Source organism: Allobosea rubneri (assembly GCF_032464875.1).
GTDB lineage: Bacteria > Pseudomonadota > Alphaproteobacteria > Rhizobiales > Beijerinckiaceae > Allobosea > Allobosea rubneri.
Window position 1 is genome coordinate 68,441 of the sequence record NZ_JAWDID010000022.1, and the last position, 21,802, is coordinate 90,242.

Genomic DNA, 21,802 nt, shown 5'->3' on the forward strand with positions numbered 1-21,802 from the left:
ATGATCGTGGATGATTTCCGTTCGGATACCGTAACGCGCCCCGGCTCCGGCATGCGCGCCGCCATGGCTGCGGCCGAGGTCGGCGACGCTGTCTATGACGACGACGCGACCACCAAGCGGCTGGAAGCCATGACCGCCGAGCGACTGGGCAAGGAAGCCGGCCTCTTCTTCCCGACCGGCACGCAGGCCAATCTCGCCGCGCTGATGGCCCATTGCGGCCGCGGCGAGGAGTATCTCGTCGGCCAGATGGCCCATACCTATCGCCTGGAAGGCGGCGGCGCGGCCGTGCTGGGCTCGATCCAGCCGCAGCCTTTGCCCAACGAGCCGGACGGAACCATCGCGCTCCACGCCATCGCCAACGCGATCAAGCCGGACGACTTCCATTTTGCGATCACGCGGCTGCTGGCGCTGGAGAACACCTTCAATGGCCTCGTCCTGCCCGACGCCTACCTTGAGGCTGCGACCGGGCTCGCCCGCTCGCGCGGCCTCGCCACCCATCTCGACGGCGCCAGGCTGATGAACGCCGCCGCGGCGAGCAACCGCGACGCTGCCTGGATCGCCGGCCAGTTCGACACGGTGTCGCTGTGCCTGTCCAAGGGGCTAGGAGCCCCGATCGGCTCCGTCCTCGTCGGTCCCAGGGAATTCATCGAGAAGGCCCGCCGAATCCGGAAGATGCTGGGCGGCGGCATGCGCCAGACCGGCGTCATCGCCGCGGCTGCGATCTACGCGCTGGAGCACAATGTCACCAGGCTCGGCGAGGATCATCGGCGCGCGGCGGACCTCGCGGCGGTTCTGGCGCGTTTCCCCGCGCTCGGCGCCGGGCCGTCACGCACCAACATGGTGTTCATGGCGCCAAAGGAGCTCGACACCGCCGCCTTCGCCACGTTCCTGCGCGGCCGCGGCATTGCCGTCGGGGGGCGCTACGGAACGCTACGTTGGGTGACCCACCTCGATGTGGACAATACCTCGCTCGCGCGTGTCGCCGAGGCCTGCGAGGCCTATTTCGACAAGCGGGAAGCGCGCGTCTGATCGCGGTTGCCGGGCTGAATGGCGAGCCAGGGCGAGCGGTCGGCTCGCCCTGCCACCGTCAGCCACGCATCCAGGCGAGCGGTGTCAGCACGATCGACGGGAAGAGGATCAGCAGCACGAGGATCACGACCTGGGAGACGAGGAACGGCCAGACGCCGCGCATCACCGCGCCCATCGAGACGCCCGAGACGCCGCTCACCACGTTGAGCACGATGCCGACCGGCGGTGTGATCAACCCAATGGCGTTATTCATGATGAAGAGCACGCCGAAATAGACAGGGTCGATGCCGGCCTGCTTGACGATCGGCATCATCACCGGCGTCAGGATCAGCACGGTCGGCGTGAAGTCGAGCGCCGTGCCGACGACGAGCACCAGCAGCATCAGGATGACCATGACCAGGGTCGGGCTGTGCATGAAGGGCTCGAGCGCCCGCGACAGCTCCGCCGGGATGTTGGCTTGCGTGATCAGCCAGGCCGAAACGAGGGCGGCCGCGATCAGGAACATCACCGCCGAGGCGGTCTTGGCCGCGTTGAGCAGCAGGCCGAACAGCATCGAGACCTTCAGCTCGCGATAGACGAACATGCCGATGATGAAGGCGTAGGCGCAGGCCAGCACCGCCGCCTCCGTCGGCGTCACGATGCCCCATTTGATGCCGCCGATGATCAGGACCGGCATGAACAGGGCGAAGAACCCGTCGACCAGTGCCTTGCCGCGCTCGCGATAGCCCTGGCGCGGGAAGGTCTTGACGTCGTCCTTGCGCGCGGTGAGCCACCAGGTGACGACCAGCGCAGCCCCCATCAGCAACCCCGGCACCACGCCGGCGAGGAAGAGCTGCGAGATCGAGACGTTCGCGGCGACGCCGAAGATGATGAAGCCGATCGAGGGCGGGATGACCGGGGCGATGATGCCGCCCGTCGCGATCAGCCCGGCGGAGCGGGCGAGGTCGTAGCCGGCGCTGCGCATGATCGGGATCAGGATCGCGGCGAGCGCCGCGGTATCGGCGGCCGCCGAGCCGGAAATCGCGGCGAGGATCAGGGCTGCCAGGATCGCGACATAGCCCAGCCCGCCGCGCAGATGGCCGAGGCAGGCGAGCGCGAAGTTGATGATCCGCTTCGAGAGCCCGCCGGCATTCATCAACTCGCCGGCGAGGATGAAGAAGGGGACGGCCAGGAGCTGGAAATTGTCGGCGCCGACGATGATCGTCTGGGCGACGATCTGGCTGTCGAAATTGCCCATCCAGAGCATCAACGCCAGCGCGCAGAAGATCAGGGCGAAGGCGATCGGCGCCCCGACGGCCATGGCGGCGCTCAGGGCGGAGAGGAAGATGGCGACCGTCACGGCATCTGCTCCTTGAGCTTGGCGGCCTCGCCGGTGAGCTCCCCGGCGAAGGCGGCGATCTCCGCTTCGGTGAGGCGTCCAGTCGCCGTACGCAGCAGGCGCGCGCCGGCGATGAGGCCGATGCCGACGCTGCTGAAGAAGCCGATGCCGTAAACCCACAGCATCGAGATGCCGGTCACCGGCGCATAGAAGGTCGCGTTGATCTCGGCCTGCTGCCATGTGCCCCAGAAGAACACCGCGCAGCACAGCACCGTGATGAGATCGGAGAGGACGAGGCAGGTGACGCGGCCGCGGCGGCCGAGCCATGCGACCAGCGTCTCGACGCCGAGATGCATGTTCTCGCGCGCCACGACGACGGCGCCGATGAAGGTCAGCCAGACGAAGAGGAAGCGCGAGAGCTCCTCGGAGACGACGAGCCCGGAGTCGAAGGCATAGCGCAGGACGACATTGCCCAGCACCATCAGCGTCATGGCCGCGAGCAGCAGGACCATAATGATTTCGAGGCTGCGGAAGGCCCAGTGTTCGAGTCGTTGCATGCTTCCTCCCGCCTTCATGGCGGAGCCGTTCACCGGCTCCGCTGCGGTGCTTCTCGTTGAGCGGTCAGGCCTTGACGCTGTACTTCAGCAGCTCGGCCTCATTGACCTCGACGCCGAGGCCTGGGCCGGTCGGCACGGCAATGGCGCCGTCCTGCAGCACGAAGCGCTCGACCAGGAGGTCGTCGCGCAGCGGGTTGTGGGTCCGGTCGAACTCGATCATCGGTTCGTTCTGGAGCGGCACGCCGGCCGCAGTGAACGGCACCTGCGGCGCGACCGCGATCGCCTGCAGCGCCGCCGCCACTGCGATGCCCGAACCCCAGACATGCGGTACGGTGAGGACGCCGAAGCTGCTGGTCAGCGCCAGGATCTTGGTCCATTCGGTGAAGCCGCCGGCGCAGCAGAGGTCGGGCTGGGCGATGTCGATGCACTGGCCGAGCATGAGGTCGCGGAAGCCGAAGCGGGTGTATTCGCATTCGCCACCGGCGACGGGCACGTCGATCGCGTCGCGCACGCGCCGGTAGCCTTCCCGGTCCTCCGGCACCACCGGCTCCTCGAACCAGAGCACGTTGTGCTTTTCGAGGCTGCGGCCGATCCGGATCGCGGAAGCCGAGGTATAGGCATGGTTGGCGTCGACCATCAGCCCGATCTCGGGTCCGATGGCTTCACGCACCACGGCAAGGCGCTGCGCGTCGAGATCGATCGGCAGCAGGCCGATCTTCATCTTGATTGCGGTCATCCCCGCCTCGCGGTAGCCGCGTGCCTCCTCGGCGAGCTCGCGCAGCATGCGCTCGGTGTCGCGATAGTGGTCCGGGTAGTAGCAGCCGGTGCCATAGGCAGGCACGCGCGTGCGGAAGGCGCCGCCGAGCAGCGCGTGAACCGGCCTGCCGAGCGATTTGCCCCAAAGGTCCCACAGCGCGATGTCGATGGCGCTCAGCGCCTCGACATAGGTGCCCTTCTGGCCGAAGTCGCGGCTGAAGGAATAGAGCTCCTCGAAGATCCGCACGGGCTCGTCGGCCTGCCGGCCGATGAGCTTGGGCGCCAGGACCTTCTCGACGCAGGCCATGGGCGGCTCCGGCGGTCCGTACTGGCCGCCTTCGCCCCAGCCGACGAGCCCGTTGTCGGCGGTGATCTTGACCAGGAAGCTGTTGCGCTCGGGAAAGGCGGCCTGGGAGGAGAAGAAGCGCTTCGCCCCCAAGGGTGTGCGCAGGATGTAGGTCTCGATCGAACGGATCTTCATGTCGGCAAAGTCTCGGTCTTGAGTTCAGCCGCGGGCGGCGAGGGCGGTTTCGGTGCGGGCGCGCGTTGCTGCCAGATGATCGGCCATGGCGCCGGCAGCACGGGCGCTGTCGCGCGTCGCCAGGGCTTCGAGGATGGCGATGTGCTCGGCGAGCGAAGGATCGAAGGCGTCGGGCACGCTGTGCTGGACGGTGTTGCGGCACCAGATGATCGAGTCGCGCAGCCCGATGACGAGCCGGGCGAGGCGAGCGTTCGGGCAGTGGTTGAGCACGAGGTCGTGGACGAGGTCGTCGATCTTGCGCAGCCGCTCGAGCCGGCGCGCTGGGTAGACGATCTTCTCGATCGCGCGGTGCTCCTTGAGTGCGGCTTCGATTTCCTGCGCCGGGATGTGCGGCGTCGCCTTCTCGGTGATCAGCGGCTCGAGCGCCTGCCGGATCTCGAAGATCTCGAACAGCGCGTTGCTGTCGATCTTCGCGACGAAGACGCCCTTGCGCGGCGAGATCGTGACGAGCCCGTCGGCTTCGAGCTTCTTCGCGGCATCGCGCAGCGGCGTGATGCTGATGTCCCAGCTCGTCTTGTAGTCATCGAGATTGAGCCGCGCGCCGGGCGCGAGGCGGCCCGACAGGATCTCGTTGCGCAGCATCCCCGCTACGCGCTCGCCGAGCGAGAGCTTGTAGTCGGGGTCCATCGTCAAGGGTTCTGACAAAGACAAGGCTCCAGGTGCGAGGGCTGTCTCTTGATAATGTGTGATGCATCACGTATCAAGCATCAAGATGTCAAGAAGCCGCCCGGAGGCGGCATTGTATGGAGTGGAGGAAACGATGACGAAGCTTGCCCTGGCCGCCCTGGCCTCGACCGCCCTTGTCACCCTGGCCGGCGGCCCGGCTGCGGCGCAGATCAAGGAGAGGACGATCAAGCTGTCGGCGGCCGTGCCGCAGGACCACCCATTCGGCGCCGGCGCCGCTGCGCTTACCGCCTGCGTCGCCGAAAAGTCGGGTGGCAAGCTGAAGATCCAGGGTTTCTGGAACGCCCAGCTCGGCAGCGATCAGCAGGCGGTCCAGGCCGTCCGCTCGGGCACGCTCGACATCGTCGTCGCCTCGACCTCGCCGCTGGTCGGGCTGGTGCCGCAGCTCGGCGCCTTCGACCTGCCTTTCCTCTTCACCAATGAGAAGGAGGCCGATGCCGTGCTCGACGGGCCGGTCGGCCAGAAGATCTCGGAGCGCCTTCTCGGCGTCGGGCTGGTCAATCTCAGCTATTGGGAGAACGGCTTCCGCAACATGACGAACTCCCGTCAGCCGATCCGGAAATGGGAGGATCTGCAGGGGATGAAGGTCCGCGTCATGCAGAACAACGTCTTCCTCGACACCTTCAGCAATATGGGCGCCAATGCCGTGCCGCTCGCCTATGGCGAGCTCTATACGGCGCTCGAGACCAAGGCGATCGACGGCCAGGAGAACCCCTACGCCAATATCTATTCGGCCAAGTTCTACGAGGCCCAGAAATATCTCTCGATCACCCAGCACGCCTATACGCCGGCAGTGGTGATGTACTCCAAGCGGCTCTGGGACCAGCTCTCGAAGGACGAGCAGGGCGTGTTCACCGCTTGCGCCGCGGTCTCGCGCGACAAGGAGAGGCAGGTCAATCGCGAACAGGCCAACGAGGCGCTGGCGAAGCTCAAGGAGCTCGGCATGACCATCAACGAGGTCGCGCCCGACGAGCTCAAGCGGATGCGCGAGAAGGCGAATGCCGTCTACCAGAAGCATGCCGCCGCGATCGGCGCCGAGACGCTAGACGCCGTGCAGGCGCAGCTGAAGCAAATCCGCGGCAACTGATCGCTCGCGGACGACGCTAAAGAACAGGTCATTCGACCGGGTTCGGGCGCGGCGGCACGATATTGCTGCGCCCGGGCCTGCTAAGATTCGCGACCGTGGGCTTCCGGACAGTGCTCTCGTATGCGCTACTGCTCGGCCCCGAACATTCGCGGCAAGCTTCAGCTCGGCTCCGGCGGCCGTTCGCTATGGCGCCATGCAGGACAACGTCCTTGGCCGCAGGAGTTCGGAGTTGCGGAGATCGGGGGAGTTCGCGACCGGCTAGAGATGCAGGTCGCGCATCGGCGTGGCGATGATGCGGCGCGCCTCTCGCAACTGCCGGAGCACCAGGCGCGCCTTGCGGACGAATACGCTGCTGCCGGCGAGCAGCTCGGCCTCGCGGGCTGCGAAGGCGGATTTTCCGGTCATCGCCGGGATCGCGCTGAGCGGCGCGGGGGACACCGGCGCGCCGAGCGTCTGCAGTTCGGTGAGCTCCGGCCTCGGGTTCCGCAGGCTCTTTCCGATGGCGATCCGCGCCGCGTCCAGCCGTGCCGCTTCAGCATCGAGCACGGGCTTCTGCATCACGGCGCTCGAATCGCGCCACTGAATGCCCTTGCGATAGGCCGGCACCCATTGGACCTGCGCTTCCAGCAGGTTCAGCCCGGCATAGCGGGCGAGTGCGGGAAAGCCATCGTCGTAGAAGCGCCAGCAGTCGACCGGGAAACGATGGCGCGGACCTCCGCCGGGGGAGGTGATGAAGGCAAGCCCGTTGCCCTTCAGCACGCGCGAGATCTCGAGCATAGTGATCCAGAAGAACTCGGCATGCTCGAAGACCTCGGAGCAGGTCACGACATCGACCGAACCGGTCGCGATCTCCTTCCAGTCATAGGGATCGGCCACGGCGATATCGACGTTGAGCCCCGGCTCGATATCCATGCCGCGCAGCGTCCAGGCCGGATTCGTCATCACGTCGCGGTTGGACAGGCTCTGGCCGTCCACGATCGCTGAGCCGACATCGAGCACTGTCAGCTGAGCGGTCTCGACCTCGGCGAGATAGGCCTTGCGAAAAACCCGCGCCTTGTCGTTGGCAGAAGCGTGCATGAACCAGTCCGAGCATGAGGAAGGCCCCTCTCGTACGGGTAGGGGGCGGTGATGACAATCGTTTTCCGTTCAACCGCCCTGTAGCGCGACGAGATCCTCGACGCGATCCGACATCAGCAGCGGAATCCGGCGCTTGATCTCCGCTTCGGGCCATTCCCACCAACGCAGGGCGAGCAGGGCTTCGATCCGCTGCGGCGACATGCGGTAGCGCACCACCTTGGCCGGGTTGCCGGCGACGATCGCATAGGGCGGCACATCGCGCGTCACGACGGCGCGGGCCGCTACGACGGCGCCATGTCCGATCGTCACGCCGGAGAGCACGAAGCACTGCGAGCCGAGCCAGACATCGTGGCCGATCGAGACATCGCCCCGCGAGGTGTGGCTGCCGTCCAGTGTCCTGGCTTCCGGCCAGAGGCTCGGGATCGCCGGGAAAGGATAGGTCGTGACCCAGTCGAGGCGGTGATTGCCGCCCATGAAGATCTCGACGCCGTCGGCGATCGAGCCGTAGCGGCCGATCCGCAGGCTCGTGCCCGTTCCGGGAAAACGCACCTTGGGCCGGCCATAGGTATAGGGCGAGACGATGATCTGGCCCGGGTACCGGGCGATCATATGCGCGAGATAGATCCGCGTCTGGTTGTGCCTGTTGAAGGCCTTGCGCAGTTGGACACGGGGCCCATCGGGAAGGCCGGCCCACCATGCGGTGAACCGGCCCGGGCGCCATGCCTCGTCCTCCGGCGGCAAACGAAAGCCGCCGGATCCAGTCATTGTCTGTGTCACTCGGTATCGGCCTTCACGTCGATTTTCTCGAAGATCTCGGTCGGCTCGGCGAGCGTGATCACATCGGCGAGGCCGAGGCCGGCCGGAGACTTGGCCGTGGCCGAGACGCTCAGCTTGCCGGGCTTGGCGACGAAGCGCGCGACCGCGCCGGCCAGCGCCTTGGCGCCGTCGGACGGGCCGAGAAGCGCGGCGAGGCCGAGGCTCGCAATGGTGCCGTATTCCCGACGGACATCCTCGACCTTGCGCTTCGATTTGCGCGCTTCGTTCTCGATCAGCTTCTCGGCGAGGCCGAGATTCTGCAGCTTGATGTCGAGGTTCTTCGCCGTCGCGCCGAGCAGCGCCACCTGCGCCAAAGCGAGATCGGTGGAGAACACTTCCTTACCGACATTGCCGAGCGTTCCGGTGGCTTCGAGCTTGCCCATGCCGACGCCGCCGAGCGAGAGCGCGCGGATCGCGAACTCCTTGCTCGCCTCCCGCCAGGCAAGGTCGAGCTTCGCGGACAGGTCGAGATTGCGGTAGCCCATCGCCAGCAGGTCCTTGGCGGAGGGGTTCGAGGCGCTCTCGACGACAGGGATCGTCAGCTTGTCGAGGGTCAACGCCATGTTGGTCGGAATGCCGTTGACCTGCTCGCCATGCTTGAGCTCGAAGGTGCCGAGACCGACCTCGATCGGCGGTAGCGGCGCGGCGCCGCGCTTGCCCTGCTGGGGGGCGGTGATCTGGATGCCGCTCAGGCGGATCGTGCCGAGCTTGGGGATGAAGCGGCGCAGATCGTCCGCGCTCGGGTCGAAATCCGGTTCGGCCAGGGCCTTGCGCAGCTCCTTGATCGTGTTCTCCAGCGAGAAGCCGAAATACCCCGCCGAGGCGATCGAGCCCTTGCCGCCCCCGCCCTCGAACTTCAGGCCTTCCATCACGAAGCCCGATTTTTCCGGCGTGTCCTCGCCGAAGGCGATCCGCGAGAAGCGCAGGTCGACCGGTTCAGGCTTGGCGCCTGGCTTCGGCGGCGTCTTGACCGCCATCACGACGTCGCGGATCTCGCCGCTGCCATAGTCGACGGAATCGAAGAGGGCGAGCATCGCCAGCAGCATCTGCCGGTCGCGCGCCTCGGTGATGGCGGGATCTTCCTTGCTGTTCAGATCTTTCGCCGCCTTCTCGGACTCCTCGCCGAGCGTGACGATGCGCGTCATCAGCTCGCCCATCGGCTCGTTGCCGACGCGGGCCTTGAAGTTGCGCAGCGCGGCCTTGCCGGCCGAGACCTTGCCGAGCTCGCCGAGATCGAGCGTGTAGCCGTCCTGCTCGATCCGGCCGAAGACGGTCTGCATAGCAGGCTCGGTGCCAGGCGCTGCCTTGTCCGCGAAGACACGGGCGATCTGGGGCAGGTCGAGCCCCTCGAAGCTCGTGCGCAGGATTTCGCCGTTCATCTGGCCGGAGGTCGAGCCCTCGACCTTGATCGAGCCGGCCTTGGCCTCGCCGCGCGCGATCTTGCCTTCCCGAATCTCGGAGAAACGGATGTCGCGATAGGTCGTGATCTGCTTCTGCGGCCCGAAGCTCTGCTCCATCACCAGGCTCGGTGCGCTGATCTCGGCAGCCGTCAAGCGGCTCATCCGGGCGACCGGGCTTTCATTGCTGCCGGGGCCCGCCTGGAAGATCGCCTGGAAGCCTGCGCGGTCGAGCGGCGTGCCCTTGACGTCGAGTTTCGGGATGGTGAGCACGAACTTGCCGAGATCGAGCCGGACATTGTCGAGCTGGAAGTCCTCGGCCGATGCGGTACCGGCCAGCAGCAGGAGCAGCAGACCCGCCGCCGGGAGCGGGTGCACGCGCCTGAGGCGCTGGCTGGGCAGAATGGTCATCGATATCTCCTGGAGCATGGTGTCGAAGCCCCGCGCGACAAGGACGAGGCCAAGTCGCGTTTGTCGAGCCGAGAGGCAAAATCGCTTCCGGCCGGGACCAACGTTCCGTTCGGCTTCGAATTGGCGCTGAAACTGCCGCAAGGCGAAGGCGAAGGGAAGACGCAAGACGGGCGGACCGGTGAAAAGCTTGACGGCGCGCCGGCCTTGCCTGCCATTGGCCGCAGATTCGCCATCGCGTCCCGGCAACGCTCTGCGGCATTGGTGGCCTTTTTGGGGAAACGGATCATGCAGGCTTCGGGACGCTGGGTGCGACTGGCCATTTGCGGGGTGTTGGCGCTCGCCTTCGCAGCTCTGGCACCGGAGCGCCCGCAGGCGCAGCAGGCCGCCCCTGCCGTCGGGCTCGAGCCGCTGGCGATCGTGAGTGCCAGCGGCCGCCACGAGTTCCAGGTCGAGGTCATGCGCACGCCCGAGCAGCGCGCCCGGGGCCTGATGCACCGCCAGTTCATGCCGGCCGATCGCGGCATGCTCTTCGACTTCAAGCGCACCGAGCCGGTCGCGATGTGGATGCAGAACACCTACATCTCGCTCGACATGCTCTTCATCCGCGCCGACGGCACCGTGGCGCGGATTGCCGAGCGCACCGAGCCGCTTTCGACCCGTACCATCCCCTCCGGCGAGCCGGTGCTGTCAGTGCTGGAGATCAATGGCGGCGTCGCCGAGAAGCTTGGCATCAAAGCCGGAGACAAGGTCGAGCACGCGCTCTTCAAGCGCTGACCGGGCTGGCCCCTTCTCAGCCCAGCTCGGCCGAGATCGCGCGACAGGTCGCCAGCAGCTCGGCCAGCACCTCGTCGTGCCGGGTACGAGCACTCCTCCGGTTGAGATAGGGAATGACGATACTGGCGACGGCGCGGCCCTGCCGGTCGAGGATCGGCGCGCTGATGTCGGTCACGCCCGGCATGTCGTGGCTTTCCGCAACGAGGAAGCCGCGGGCAGCGATCTCGTCGAGCATCGCCCAGAACCCTGGATCTTCCAGGCCGTCGGCCAACTGGGCGGGCTGTAAGCTGCGTTCGCGTGCTTCGCCATCCTGAAAGGCGAGGATCACGCGGCCCGAGGTCGCGTCATGTGCGGGACGCCGATAGCCGAGCCGCAAGGTGAAGCTGATGTCGCCCGTTCCCGCGGCATTGGCGATCACCACCGTCTCGCCCTCGTTGAGCACGACGAGATGGGCCGATTGCGCGGTCTTCTCGCTCAGCCTTTCCATGGCCGGCGCCGCGACTTCGACCAGCTGCCGCGCTCGCGGCGTGCGCATGCCGAGCTCGAACAACCGGTTGCTGAGGGTCAGCTCCTCCGTCGCCGGGTCGCGGTTGAGATAGCCGCGCTCGACCAGCACGAACAGCATGCGGAAGATCTCGCCCTTGGAACGACCAAGGCTTTCGGCGATGGCGCGGGTCGAGAGCGGCTTCTGGGCTGCTGCCAGCAACTCGATGATCTCCAGCCCCTTCTCCAGCGCCGGAGCGGGATAGGGCCCCGGGCGACTGCTCGGCTCGGCGTGAAGCTGCTCCATGCAAAGGCTCCCGATCAATTCATTAGTGAAGCTTGACTGCATATACGCAGCTGTTAGCCTTGCCTTACGTCACTATCAAGCTGAAAGCCGTATTTGCGCTCCGCCGGCCGCGGAGGGCCAGTATTTATTCGCCGGAAGAGGCGGGCATCGAATGAACTCGCGCATGGCCTGACGAACGACGAGGTCGAGGCCTGCAAGACGAAAGCAACGCTGCATCGCAAGAAGTGATCGGAAGAGGGAGAGCGATCATGAAGGCAGGTTTCAGGGCGGTCGTGGTGGCTTTGGGTTTTCTTGCGGCGGGTTTGCTGTCGAGCGTCGAGGCGCGGGCCGACAAGCTCGCTGATATCCTGTCCAAGGGCGTGGTGCGCATCACCGTCTTCGCCGACGTGCCGCCCTTCGGCATGATGAACGCCAATCGCGAGCTTGAAGGTTTCGACATCGACATGGCGAAGCTGGTCGCCAAGGCGCTGGGCGTGAAGCTCGAGCTGCTGCCGGTGCCGGCCGCCAGCCGCATTCCCTTCCTGCTCACCGACAAGTCGGACATGAACATCGCGGCGATGTCGATCACCGCCGAGCGCGCCCGTCAGATCATGTACAGCGCGCCCTATGCCGACACCTCGCTGGCGGTTTACGGCGCCAAGGGCCTCGCCTTGAAATCGGCCGCGGATATCGGGCGCAACCGCGTCGCCGTCGCCAAGGGCACGACCGAGGACCTCGTCCTGACCGCGCTCGCCCCGGGTGCCGACATCATGCGCACCGAGGACAATGCGACGGCTGTCCAGGCCTATCTCTCCGGGCATGCGCAGTTGCTGGCCGCCAACAGCGTCGTGGTCGTCGAACTCGCGAAGAAGAACCCGGCCAAGGAATTCGACTTCAAGTTCGCGCTGCGCCGCGCGCCCGCCCATGTCACCGTCCGGCTCGGCGAGCACACCCTGCTGCGCTGGCTCGACACGCTGATCTTCCAGAGCACTCTGAACGGCGATCTCGACGAGCTGCACAAGAAGTGGCTCGGCGGCCCGATGCAACCTTTGCCGGCACTCTGAGCCCGGTCGGGCAGGGCGGCGCGACGGGAAGGGACCGCATGTCGAAGCATGATTTCTCGCGCGAGGAGTTCGCCGCGCGCCGCGCAGCCGTCAGCCGGGCGATGGCCGAGCGAGGGCTGGACTGGCTGATCCTGTTCCACCCGGTCTCGATCCGCTGGCTGACCGGGTCGGACGCCAAGAGCTATCAGGAGTTCCAGTGCCTGCTGGTGCCGGGCTCCGGACCCCTGACGATCATGGCGCGCGAGGGCGAGCGCAACGAATTGCAGGACGAGGCGCTGGTCGACCGGATCGAGACCTTCGGCGGTGGCGAGAACGAGGATGCGATCCCGCGCTTCGAGCGTCTCGCCGACGAGCTTGGCCTGCTGCGTGCGCGATGCGGCATGGAGGTGCCGGCCTATTACCTCCACCCGCATCACTATGTCCGCCTGCGCGAGCTGCTCGGCTCCAGCCTGGCGGCGGAAACGACCAGCCTCGTGCCCGATCTCGGCCTCGTGAAATCGCCGGCCGAGCTCGCCTACATCCGGCGCGCGAGCGCCATTGCCGACGAGGCGATGGCGGTGTTCGCGGCCGGTCTGCGGCCAGGCCGCAGCGAGCTTGCCCTGGCCGGCAACGTCTATGGCGCCCTGCTTGCCCGCGGCAGTGGCCTTGCCGCCAGCCCGATCAACCTCGTCGCGGGCGCACGCTCCGGCTATAGCCATGGTGCGCCGACCGAGCGCCTGCTTGCGGCGGGCGATTACGGCAGTGTCGAATACGGCGCGACCTGGCGTCGCTATACCGCAACCATCGGCCGGCAGTTCAGCCTGGGGCCGCCGACGCCGCGCATGCGCGAGCTCTACGATATCGTCCGGCGCGCCTGCGATGCCTGCATCGCCGAGATTCGCGACGGCGCCCCGGCAACGGCGCCGCATGAGGCGGCCAAGCGGGTGATCGGCGCTGCCGGGCTGGAGCAGGGCAGGGTCCACACGTCGGGCTATGGCCTCGCGCCCGGATTCCCGCCGACATGGGGCGAGCCGGTCCACATGATCGGCGGCAGCAACTATGTGTTGCGGCCCGGCATGGTGCTCAGCGTCGAGCCGCCGGTCTTCCTCGGGGATGAGCGCCTTGGCGCGCGCATTATCGACAATGTGCTGGTGACCCGCGATGGCTGCGAACTGCTCTCGCGGACCTCGCGGGATCTGATCGTCGTCGGCTGAGTTGGCGCGCGCGCAAACGGGCATGTTCCCAAATCGCCGCCTTGGTGCTATTGCGTTGCGCGTCGCAGCGCGCATCGAGAAGCCGCGGCGACGGTTCGGCAAGCGTTTTCATGCACTTGCGGAGCTTCGGGGTATAGCGCAGCCCGGTAGCGCATCTGCTTTGGGAGCAGAGGGTCCCAGGTTCGAATCCTGGTGCCCCGACCATTCTCGAAAAGGCCCGGCCGCTGGCGGCGAAGACGAGGAAGAGCATGACGGCGCGCATCTATTGCCCCGCTCGGACGGCGATGCAGTCGGGCACGGCCAAGACCGGCCGCTGGCTCCTCGAATACGAGCCGGAGCGGCCGCGTGAGATCGAACCGCTGATGGGTTGGACCTCGTCGAGCGACATGAAGAGCCAGCTCAAGCTCTGGTTCGACAGTGCCGATGAGGCGGTCGCCTACGCCGAGCGCAACGGCATACCCTATCGCCTCGAGCAGCCGCACGAGCCGAAGCGGCGCCCGATGGCCTATTCGGACAATTTCAGGTTCAACCGCGTCGGGCAGTGGACGCACTGACGCCTTGCACTTCCGGCGGGGCGCCAGCCCTTCGCATCGCTACGGGCCCGTAGCTCAGCTGGATAGAGCAGCAGCCTTCTAAGCTGCTGGTCGCAGGTTCGAATCCTGCCGGGCTCGCCATTGATTTCGCTCATGAATTCCTCTTTGTTCTCGTGGGCATTCTGACAAGTAGCCTGCTGGTCATTCTGACATTTGGCCGCCATCCGTTCGCACGGCGCGGCGCTTACTGGCTCCGTTGGCCACCTGTCGCATGGTCTTCTTGACGTAGCGCGGCAGCACCTTCGCGGTGGTCTGAGCCGACTGCGCGAGGATCTCGCGATCGGTCATGTTGGCGTCGCCGGTCTCGGTCAGCCCGCCGTGCCGGAACGATGTGAAGGACAGGTTGTCCGGTAGCCCGGCGGCGACGATGATGCGCTTCACCTCATGGCGCATGTACGTCAGATCGCCCTTGTTGCCCGTCGGCCAGGGGAGAGGGCGCCCCTCTTTGTCGTCCTTCCAGTCGCGGACGAGCATGAGGCCACCGATTCGGTTGCGCTTGATCTCGTCCAACCTAGCCATGAGCTCAGGGAACAGCGGGACGCGTTCGCTCTGCTCAGGATCGAACAGCGGCCACCACACTTCCTTCTCGGTCTTCGGGTGGACGATCTGAACGGCGTCGGGGCGCTCTTTCGGCTGATAGTGCGCGACCTCGAATGCCCCAAAGACGTGCTCTCCCCGCTGCAGCCATTCCCAAGTGATCATCGCAGCGGTGCCGAGCGAAGACCGGTTCTCCGCATCGGCTTTGGCGACGAAGGCCTTCAGCTGCTCGAAGGTCGCGTCGACGTTGGGCGTCGAGGATTCGTTGAGCCCCATGCGTGCGAAGGGGTTGTCCTTCGGAACGATGCTAGGCTCGGCGCGATAGGCGATATTCCACCCCCGCCGGCAGGATTTCATGGCGGCGTTGGTCGTGGTTTTCCGCTCGCGCTGGACCTCGTTCCCGTCCTCGTCCGTCTCGGTGACGGTCAACAGCGCTTCATAGAGCGCGTCGACCAGCTTGGTCGTAATATCTGCCACCGGCTGTGTCCCGATGCGCGGTCCCTGCCGCGCGCCCTTCGTCAGCACATAGTCGGCGACCATGGTGAAGCCGCGCTCGTGGTTGCGTTTCTGGCCGTCGCTCAGATCCTTGTAGCTCTTGTGGTTCTTGTAGGTGGTGACCAGCCAATCGAACGATCCGACGGCGCCGCGGCCTCGGCCGCCAGGCTGATAGGTTCCTCCGCCAGCAATGTCGCGATCGGGACCGGCGGCAAGACCTTCGTCACGCAAGCCGGCAAGTTCTTCGCGCCCGGCGCCTTCGTCATGGTCTACTCGGCGGCCAACCCGACCGTGAACTTCATGACCGGCCAGGTGAGCGCCTATGCCAGCACCGACCTGACTGTCGACGTCTCGGTGGCCAAGGGCTCTGGCAGCTTCGCCGACTGGGTGATCGCTATCGCCGGCGCGCCCGGCGGGCCCGGGGTGATCGGCCCGGCCGGCCCGACGCCCGATATCATGGTCACCTTCTCGGACGGCGTCACCGACTCTGATCCCGGCAACGGGCTCCTCAAATTCAACAATGTGTTGCCGGGCTCGACCACGCAGCTCTTCATCGACAATCTCGACCGCTACGGCACTAGCATCGCCAGCTGGCTCGACAGCTTCGACGACAGCACCAACACTACGCTGCGCGGCACGATCAAGCTGCTGCAGGTCAGTGACCCCTCCAAATATGCCCGCTTCAACGTCGTCGGCGCTGTGGTCGACGGAACCGGCTGTCGCAAGATCCCGGTCGCGCATGTCCTGTCCAGCGGGTCCTTCGCCAACGGGGCGATCCTCGCGATCGACTTCGTCCGGACGGGCTTCCGGAGCATGAGGAGAGGTGCCCAATCTCGGACGACGAATGCCACCGACACCACCGTTCCCGGCAACCATTTGTTAACTTTGCGCGACTCTGTTGGGGCCCTCACCCGAAGGAGCTTCCAATGAATCGACGTTCATTTCTCACTGCCATGTTCGGCGGCGCCGCTGTCACCGCGGTTGGCAGCATGGTCGCGAGCGAGGCAGCAAAGGCGTCCGACCTGCCTCTCGACACCGTCGCCAAGCTCGATGAGGCGCCTGCGGAGTTTACCCAGTACTATCGCGGGCCGCGCCGGCGTCGCCAGGTCTGCACCGTGACGCGCGACCGGTTCGGCCGCCGCCGCCGGGTCTGCCGCTGGGTCTACTGAGATAGCCCTTACGGCCGCGGCGACCGCGACCTGACATGCACGATTGGCCCGGCCCCGCGCGCGGCCAGGCCAATCAGCAGAACGCACAGAAGCGTCCGGCCTTTGCCGAACCGGGCGAGACCGGGCGGAGCCGGCGATTTCATCGGGCTGGCTTCGCACCATGATCCACCGTTATCATGGGGCGCGACGCGCGATCCTGCGCCCCGACGACTTGACTGGGCTTTCCTGATCCCGCCCCAAGCTGCACGGTGGTCCGCCATGAAGGCATTTGCCATTGCAAGGACGGCGGCGGCGTTGGCCTTGCTGCTGAGCCTTCCCGCCGACGCCCAGTATATCGGCACGCCCGGCAACGCCCCGCTCACGCCGGATGGTCCGCGGCGCGGCCTGGGGCCACCTTCCATCACCGATCATGTGCCTGACATCAGGCTGCACTCTGACGGAGGGGGCATCCCGGGCGCCGGCCCGCCGATCGATTATGGCATCAACCCCGTGGGACCACGGTCGATGTCAGGCCCCGCCTATGTGCCTCGCTATGGCCTTGTGGAAGGCCAGGCGCAGCGCCGGACCGGGCGTCGCTGCGAGACACCGCAGCGGACATGCACGCTGACGCGCCGCGCAACGATCGGCACCGGCTGCACATGCCGCCTCACCAGCAAGTCGCGGGCGCGAGGGCTCGTCATACCATAAGGACGGTCGGGGGAGCGCCGAACCAGCTCCGACAAGCAGAATGCGCCAGCCCATTGCCGCACTGGAAAGCCGGGTCATGCAGGTGAACGGCGGCCGAAAGCCCGGATGACCAGCGGTCCAGCTGTCAGAACGGCAATCCGAACAAAGGCGGATTACTGCGCGAAATCAATGGCGAGCCCGGCAGGATTCGAACCTGCGACCAGCAGCTTAGAAGGCCTCGGAAAACTGGCGTTTCTCAAGCGTCATTATCACACGTTCGCGTAAATCCCCCTGATTGGAATCGTTGGGGAATTCTCTCCTGTCAGAATGTTCCGATCCGCCCCTCCCCCACCCAGGCGGAGGTGGCGTGATGGCTGACCGTCAGGTCCCCTTCAGCGCGCCGATGGTCACGGCCCTTCGCGCCGGCACTAAGACGCAGACGCGACGGGGGCTGAAGCAGCAGCCCTACGAGTTTGAGGGCCGCTGGTGGATCGTCGATCGCTACAGTGGCGATTGCCATCTCGGCGATTGGCTGGCCGGACGCGTCGGTGCTGGCCCCACCATCCAGCCCGGCGACCGCCTCTGGGTCTGCGAGAGCTATTTCCAGTTCGTCCACTGGACGCCGGACGCCAAAGGAGCCGCCGCCCCTGAAGGATGACGGCGGCTAAAGGCCGAGCGTTGGGCTGTAGCTCGGCTATGGTCAGTCTTGTATGCGCCGCCGCAACACAATATCGCGTTTGTAATAAAGGTCGGATGAAAGGGCTGCCCGCAGCTTTCCTGGCTCAATAGGAACAAGTTCCGGCAGTGGGATCTCCCTCAACATTTGAATTTTAAAATGCTGGTCGAACCAATCCAACCCTTCGGCCGAAGCATGCTCCACTTCTATCAGGGCCGCAAAATCTCCTAGGACGGGCAGATCGTTGAGGATGCCTTGCAGGACTTCGATCTCGTGCCCTTCCACATCGATCTTCACGGCCACCTTGATGCCTGCAAGCGGTAGTTCTCCGGCTCGCCGGATAACGTCGCTGAGCGTCGTAGTTCTAACCGGATGCCCATCGCCTTCGGTATCATCTGCAAGGCGTGAGGTTCCGGACCAGCTCTCATCAATTTGCAGCACGTGCTGGCCTTCAGCATTGGAAACAGCTTCATCCAGGACCATTGCCACCAGGCCGGCGGCATCTAGGGTTTCCTGGAGGCGTGCGCGAACAATCGGATTGGGCTCGATTGCAACTACTGCTGCTTCAGGAGGCAATCCGCCGTTGGCGAGCATTTCGCCGTAGTTCGCACCAACGTCGATGACATGGGTCCAAGCCCCACTCCCGAGCAGGAGATGCCAAGCGCAATGGGTCGCCGGATTGAGTGCACCGCCTGCGGCGAGTAAAGCCCGTCCCCTTGCATCGTCTGGATTAAAGTAGATCCAGTGCCCGGCGCTGCCCATGACCCGTTGCTGCGGCGCTGGGTAGCGGCCTTGAGCATTTCCGATCTGACGGTAATGGTCGAGTGGCTCCAGCCCCGAGGCGGCCACGTCGGGATACATCGTCAAGTACCAGTTGGCGTCGAAATCGAGTTGCTCACCATGCTCGGCTGGAATGGCTGGCTTACTGGGCTCGGCGCTGGCGGCGTTCGTGTTTGACGGGATGCGATAAGGCCGTCCCTCATCAATCCCATAATCGAGATAGTGCTTTCTGGGGTTTAAACCTGCTTGCGCAACGTCCGGATGCAACTCCAAGTACTCCGAATCGTCGAAATCCCTCGGCAGACGCTTGCCGCCCGGTACAGTGGGCCATACCATATAGGTATTATTGGTAAGCTCGCCATCGAACACTCTAACTTTCATACTATGCATATAGCGAATAGCATCAAAAGAAATCTGATCTCGCTTCGAGTGGCGCAATAATTGATAATACCACTCATCCATTGCATGCATGACATCTGGATTGTTATGCCTACGAAGGATAAATGTCGTTGCATGCAAGCCATTTTGCGGCGGAACATTGATACTCTTATAATAATTAACTTGAGCGTCGATCACATCAAGTCCGTCATATCCAACAGATTTGACAATCTCCGCTTCATCGTAAATGCAATTTCTGTAAGGATGCGCAAACAATATTATATTTTCTTCATTCTCTTCTAGGATGTCGAATAAATTACTTGGCGACTTCAACAATCTTACAGTATTATCGATATATAAACTCATTTCGTGCTTCGGAAAAAATAGATGAGGACGATGCTTGAAGCCCTTCGATCGCCGATGAGGGTCGAGCAAAGATGGCGGCATCAATACGATTTTCCAGAAATCCGATCTCAGACTCGGGTCGTCCGTAAAACAAACGAAATCAGTATCGCCATCATCTTCAATTATTTGGTCAAGAAATGGCTCCGAGTATCCAAAAAGGCATGTATAAACCACTTTGCGTTTGCTTTTCGCCGTGTCAGCACGCAGCGTTTCCCGCAAGCCTTTGAGACGAGAAGATAAGGCGGATATCAATTTTTTTTCCCCTAGCGCAACTTCGGCCCACCAAAGACCTAACCTAAACTGACGTATTCGTATGGGTAGATCAATAAGCTACCCATCGTGCAAACGCGCCCATCCTCAGCCAACCGACCACCGGAGTGGCTGGCGGAATACCGGCAATCCGAGTCAGGGCGAGCGGCGCGCAGAGAGATCGCACAAAAAAGGCCCCATCGGCGCGAGCCAGCGGGGCCAGTTGAACAGGGAGGCATCAACCCGAGCGGTCCGGAGCCACTCGAAGCCGGTTCGGCCAGCCAGGCCATCGCGGATGCGATCTCAGGGCGGCGCACGCTTTCGAAGCTCGTCGAGCTCGCGTCGGAACTGCTGCATGGCGTCGCGCAGGCTATAGGTCTCGCCGAAGGCTTTCTTCTGATCGTCGATCTGCCGCTGCAAATTGGCGTCGCCTTGCTCCATCGAGCGACGGCTCGTCACGTCGAGTGCGGTGAAGTCTGTGTTCAGGCGATCGATGTCCTGGCGCGTCCGGCTGCTTCTGGCGTCGAGTTCGCGGATCGAAACGAAGCGCTCGCCGAGGCCGGCCTGAAGGTCGGTGAGCTTGGCGATGGTCGCTTTCATATCGCTCTGCGTCTCACGGATAGGCCAATAGGCCATGCCGCCTATTGCGATCATGAAGGACAGGGCGATGTCGCCGAAGCCAATGATGACCGTCCAGTTCGTCTTGCCGCGAGCGGCGATCTGCTGAGACAGCCCGGACATCTGATTGGAGAGACCCGCGACGCCCTGCTCTAGGCCATAGACGCGCTGCTCCAGTGCGCCGATGTTGTACCGTGCTTGATGATCTGGTGCGCCACCTCCGCCGCCGCGCCTGCTCATGTCAGTCACTCCGCATCACCTCTCAGGTAGGCACGGCCATCAATAGGCTTCGCCAGATCAGCGCGCCGTGGCGGCTGCGGCGACGAAGCCAATTTTCGCGGTCAGCTTCTCGGCGATCTCATCGGGATTGAGCCGGAAGCGCGCGACAGCGTCAGGGACGGCCTGCTGCACATAGGGCACGCCGTCGGCGATGCCGGGGCTGTCGACAGGCAGGCGAATGGCCATACCTCCCGAGCCGAGCCGCTGGATCAGCATGCCGGCCGCCTGCGTCAGGGCGATCTGGAACGCCTCGCGGTGACGCGCCTCGATGTCGAGGCCGAGCTTTTCGCGGACCAGCTTGAACAGCCAGGCCGCGAGCGCCCCGACGAAGATGCCAGCGAGCTCGATCAGATAGGGTCGGAACACGCCGAGCAGGGAATCGCTGAGCGTCTGCGCCTCGACAGACACAGCAGCGAGCATGACGACGACGCAGGCGAGCGCCAGCGCGCCCAGATAGGCGAACAGCTTCATGATGATCTCCAGGATGATGACGGCGGCGGCCGGCCGCCGGCGGGGTCAGGCGCGCGCGAACGCGCTTGCGCCCATGAACTGGTGATAGAAGCCGGCGATCTCTCCCCAGTGGTCGGTGATGTTCACCGTCCGCCGGGCGTTCTTGAGATCGTCAGGGCCGCCGGTCGGGAGATAGTGGGCAAGGCCCCCTCGCTCTTGCCGTTCCAACGGCCGTCGAGCAGCCCCTTGAACATCAGCTCGGCCGCGAACTTCGGCTCGAGGGCCTTGTCAGGATCCGCCGCGATGCCCTCGCGCTCATAGTTGCTGAGCCAGGTGAGCTGCACGATGCCGCGGCCGTAGTAGACGTGCCCCCACGGCCCGGCCGGCTTGCCGTACTTCGTCGGATAGTGGCGCAGTACATAAGCGCGTGCCTCGGCATCGGTTTTCTTGAAACCCTCGCGCACGGGGACCATGCCGGCCCCGACCTCGCGACGCGCCGTTGCCAGCCCATACGCCAGCGTCTTGTCGCGACCGTCGCCGGTGACCGCGAATGCGTCGAGAATGCCCTCGATGCCGGCAACTTGACTGCGCGACAGCGAGGTGCCGAACATCGGAGCTTTGCCCGAGCGGAGGTAGGCGAAGAACTTCGCGCGATCGAGCAGCGCGGGCGGGCGCCCTTCGGCCTTCTCCGCTATCGCGGCCTGCAGCACCTTGATCGTCTCGGCATCGAGCAGTCCGGTCGCCGCCAGTCCGCGCCCCCCCCCGCTGGAAGGCAGCGCATGCGGTCCGGGACAGGTTGCCCCATATGCCGTCGTCGCCATTGCCGGACGGACCGGTCTTGCCGAGCTCGTAGCCATGCGCGATCAACACCCGCTGAGCTTCAGCGTGATCCGTGATGTTCTCCGTGCATGAAAAAGGTTGGGCCATTGGGCTCGCGTCGCGGATGCGATGCGGCGGTGGCCGATGCGCTTTAGGCTCCACCGATCCAGCCCAGCGGATCAGGGAGAAGAGCGATGGAGTGCTTTGTTGGCTTG

22 protein-coding genes and 2 tRNA genes are annotated in these 21,802 nt (G+C 64.9%); 11 read left to right on the top strand and 13 right to left on the bottom strand.

The annotated features are described in order from the left end of the window. Positions 1-1,029: a low-specificity L-threonine aldolase gene (ltaE, locus tag RKE40_RS15600; RefSeq protein ID WP_316019150.1), complete on the top strand. Its 1,029-nt coding sequence runs from the start codon at positions 1-3 to the stop codon at positions 1,027-1,029. Positions 1,030-1,087: 58 nt separating this feature from the next. On the opposite strand, the gene RKE40_RS15605 is transcribed toward ltaE, so the two are convergent. The 4 genes from RKE40_RS15605 to RKE40_RS15620 form a co-directional block, all read right to left on the bottom strand. Beyond that, complete coding sequence (locus tag RKE40_RS15605; protein ID WP_316019151.1) at positions 1,088-2,368, bottom strand: TRAP transporter large permease; 1,281 nt, start codon at positions 2,366-2,368, stop codon at positions 1,088-1,090. Further along, a complete protein-coding gene (locus tag RKE40_RS15610; RefSeq protein WP_316019152.1) occupies positions 2,365-2,904 on the bottom strand; it encodes a TRAP transporter small permease in 540 nt (179 codons plus the stop codon). Before RKE40_RS15610 ends, RKE40_RS15605 begins: the two co-directional genes overlap by 4 nt. Positions 2,905-2,968: 64 nt before the next feature. Next, a complete protein-coding gene (locus tag RKE40_RS15615; RefSeq protein WP_316019153.1) occupies positions 2,969-4,141 on the bottom strand; it encodes a mandelate racemase/muconate lactonizing enzyme family protein in 1,173 nt (390 codons plus the stop codon). Positions 4,142-4,165: 24 nt separating this feature from the next. Beyond that, positions 4,166-4,846, bottom strand: coding sequence for a GntR family transcriptional regulator (locus RKE40_RS15620; protein ID WP_316019154.1), 681 nt, complete (start codon positions 4,844-4,846; stop codon positions 4,166-4,168). A 115-nt stretch (positions 4,847-4,961) separates the two neighbouring features. Between RKE40_RS15620 and RKE40_RS15625 the strand changes: the two genes are divergently transcribed. After that, positions 4,962-5,972 carry a TRAP transporter substrate-binding protein gene (locus RKE40_RS15625; protein WP_316019155.1) on the top strand — a complete coding sequence of 337 codons (1,011 nt, stop codon included), beginning with the start codon at positions 4,962-4,964 and terminating at the stop codon, positions 5,970-5,972. A gap of 258 nt (positions 5,973-6,230) precedes the next feature. Here the strand turns inward: RKE40_RS15625 and RKE40_RS15630 are convergent, their stop codons facing one another. The 3 genes from RKE40_RS15630 to RKE40_RS15640 all read right to left on the bottom strand — a co-directional run bounded on the left by RKE40_RS15630 (position 6,231) and on the right by RKE40_RS15640 (position 9,673). Next, entirely contained in the window at positions 6,231-7,049 is an 819-nt protein-coding gene (locus RKE40_RS15630) for a class I SAM-dependent methyltransferase (protein ID WP_316019156.1), read from the bottom strand. A gap of 69 nt (positions 7,050-7,118) precedes the next feature. Beyond that, positions 7,119-7,658 carry a CatB-related O-acetyltransferase gene (locus RKE40_RS15635; protein ID WP_316019172.1) on the bottom strand — a complete coding sequence of 180 codons (540 nt, stop codon included), beginning with the start codon at positions 7,656-7,658 and terminating at the stop codon, positions 7,119-7,121. A gap of 164 nt (positions 7,659-7,822) precedes the next feature. After that, positions 7,823-9,673 (bottom strand): hypothetical protein, encoded by a 1,851-nt coding sequence (locus tag RKE40_RS15640; RefSeq protein ID WP_316019157.1) that lies wholly within the window; start codon positions 9,671-9,673, stop codon positions 7,823-7,825. Positions 9,674-9,958: 285 nt separating this feature from the next. On the opposite strand from RKE40_RS15640, the gene RKE40_RS15645 reads away from it, so the two are divergent. Continuing rightward, a complete protein-coding gene (locus RKE40_RS15645) occupies positions 9,959-10,447 on the top strand; it encodes a DUF192 domain-containing protein (RefSeq protein ID WP_316019173.1) in 489 nt (162 codons plus the stop codon). A 16-nt stretch (positions 10,448-10,463) separates the two neighbouring features. On the opposite strand, the gene RKE40_RS15650 is transcribed toward RKE40_RS15645, so the two are convergent. After that, positions 10,464-11,237 carry an IclR family transcriptional regulator gene (locus RKE40_RS15650; protein WP_316019158.1) on the bottom strand — a complete coding sequence of 258 codons (774 nt, stop codon included), beginning with the start codon at positions 11,235-11,237 and terminating at the stop codon, positions 10,464-10,466. A gap of 248 nt (positions 11,238-11,485) precedes the next feature. Between RKE40_RS15650 and RKE40_RS15655 the strand changes: the two genes are divergently transcribed. The 5 genes from RKE40_RS15655 to RKE40_RS15675 all read left to right on the top strand — a co-directional run bounded on the left by RKE40_RS15655 (position 11,486) and on the right by RKE40_RS15675 (position 14,147). Beyond that, entirely contained in the window at positions 11,486-12,280 is a 795-nt protein-coding gene (locus RKE40_RS15655; protein WP_316019159.1) for a transporter substrate-binding domain-containing protein, read from the top strand. A 38-nt stretch (positions 12,281-12,318) separates the two neighbouring features. After that, complete coding sequence (locus RKE40_RS15660) at positions 12,319-13,473, top strand: M24 family metallopeptidase (protein ID WP_316019160.1); 1,155 nt, start codon at positions 12,319-12,321, stop codon at positions 13,471-13,473. Positions 13,474-13,600: 127 nt separating this feature from the next. Further along, a tRNA-Pro gene (locus RKE40_RS15665) sits at positions 13,601-13,677 on the top strand. Between the two features lie 44 nt (positions 13,678-13,721). Continuing rightward, positions 13,722-14,027, top strand: coding sequence for an ETC complex I subunit (locus RKE40_RS15670; RefSeq protein WP_316019161.1), 306 nt, complete (start codon positions 13,722-13,724; stop codon positions 14,025-14,027). A 43-nt stretch (positions 14,028-14,070) separates the two neighbouring features. Further along, a tRNA-Arg gene (locus tag RKE40_RS15675) sits at positions 14,071-14,147 on the top strand. A 60-nt stretch (positions 14,148-14,207) separates the two neighbouring features. Here the strand turns inward: RKE40_RS15675 and RKE40_RS15680 are convergent. Beyond that, entirely contained in the window at positions 14,208-15,329 is a 1,122-nt protein-coding gene (locus tag RKE40_RS15680) for a hypothetical protein (RefSeq protein WP_316019162.1), read from the bottom strand. A gap of 60 nt (positions 15,330-15,389) precedes the next feature. On the opposite strand from RKE40_RS15680, the gene RKE40_RS15685 reads away from it, so the two are divergent. From RKE40_RS15685 to RKE40_RS15695, 3 genes are all read left to right on the top strand, one after another. Next, positions 15,390-16,028 carry a hypothetical protein gene (locus tag RKE40_RS15685; RefSeq protein WP_316019163.1) on the top strand — a complete coding sequence of 213 codons (639 nt, stop codon included), beginning with the start codon at positions 15,390-15,392 and terminating at the stop codon, positions 16,026-16,028. Beyond that, the gene (locus RKE40_RS15690) at positions 16,025-16,267 is read left to right on the top strand and encodes a hypothetical protein (RefSeq protein ID WP_316019164.1); all 243 of its coding nucleotides are present in this window, start codon (positions 16,025-16,027) and stop codon (positions 16,265-16,267) included. Before RKE40_RS15685 ends, RKE40_RS15690 begins: the two co-directional genes overlap by 4 nt. Before the next feature lie 1,036 nt (positions 16,268-17,303). Continuing rightward, a complete protein-coding gene (locus RKE40_RS15695; protein ID WP_316019165.1) occupies positions 17,304-17,591 on the top strand; it encodes a hypothetical protein in 288 nt (95 codons plus the stop codon). Positions 17,592-17,633: 42 nt separating this feature from the next. On the opposite strand, the gene RKE40_RS15700 is transcribed toward RKE40_RS15695, so the two are convergent. The 4 genes from RKE40_RS15700 to RKE40_RS15715 form a co-directional block, all read right to left on the bottom strand. Further along, positions 17,634-19,424, bottom strand: a complete 1,791-nt coding sequence (locus tag RKE40_RS15700) for an FkbM family methyltransferase (RefSeq protein ID WP_316019166.1) — start codon at positions 19,422-19,424, stop codon at positions 17,634-17,636. Positions 19,425-19,724: 300 nt separating this feature from the next. After that, the gene (locus RKE40_RS15705; RefSeq protein WP_316019167.1) at positions 19,725-20,279 is read right to left on the bottom strand and encodes a hypothetical protein; all 555 of its coding nucleotides are present in this window, start codon (positions 20,277-20,279) and stop codon (positions 19,725-19,727) included. 57 nt (positions 20,280-20,336) lie between these two features. Beyond that, complete coding sequence (locus RKE40_RS15710; RefSeq protein WP_316019168.1) at positions 20,337-20,789, bottom strand: hypothetical protein; 453 nt, start codon at positions 20,787-20,789, stop codon at positions 20,337-20,339. 122 nt (positions 20,790-20,911) lie between these two features. Continuing rightward, on the bottom strand, positions 20,912-21,589 hold the full coding sequence (locus tag RKE40_RS15715; RefSeq protein WP_316019169.1) for a hypothetical protein: 678 nt from the start codon (positions 21,587-21,589) through the stop codon (positions 20,912-20,914). Between the last annotated feature and the right edge of the window lie 213 nt (positions 21,590-21,802).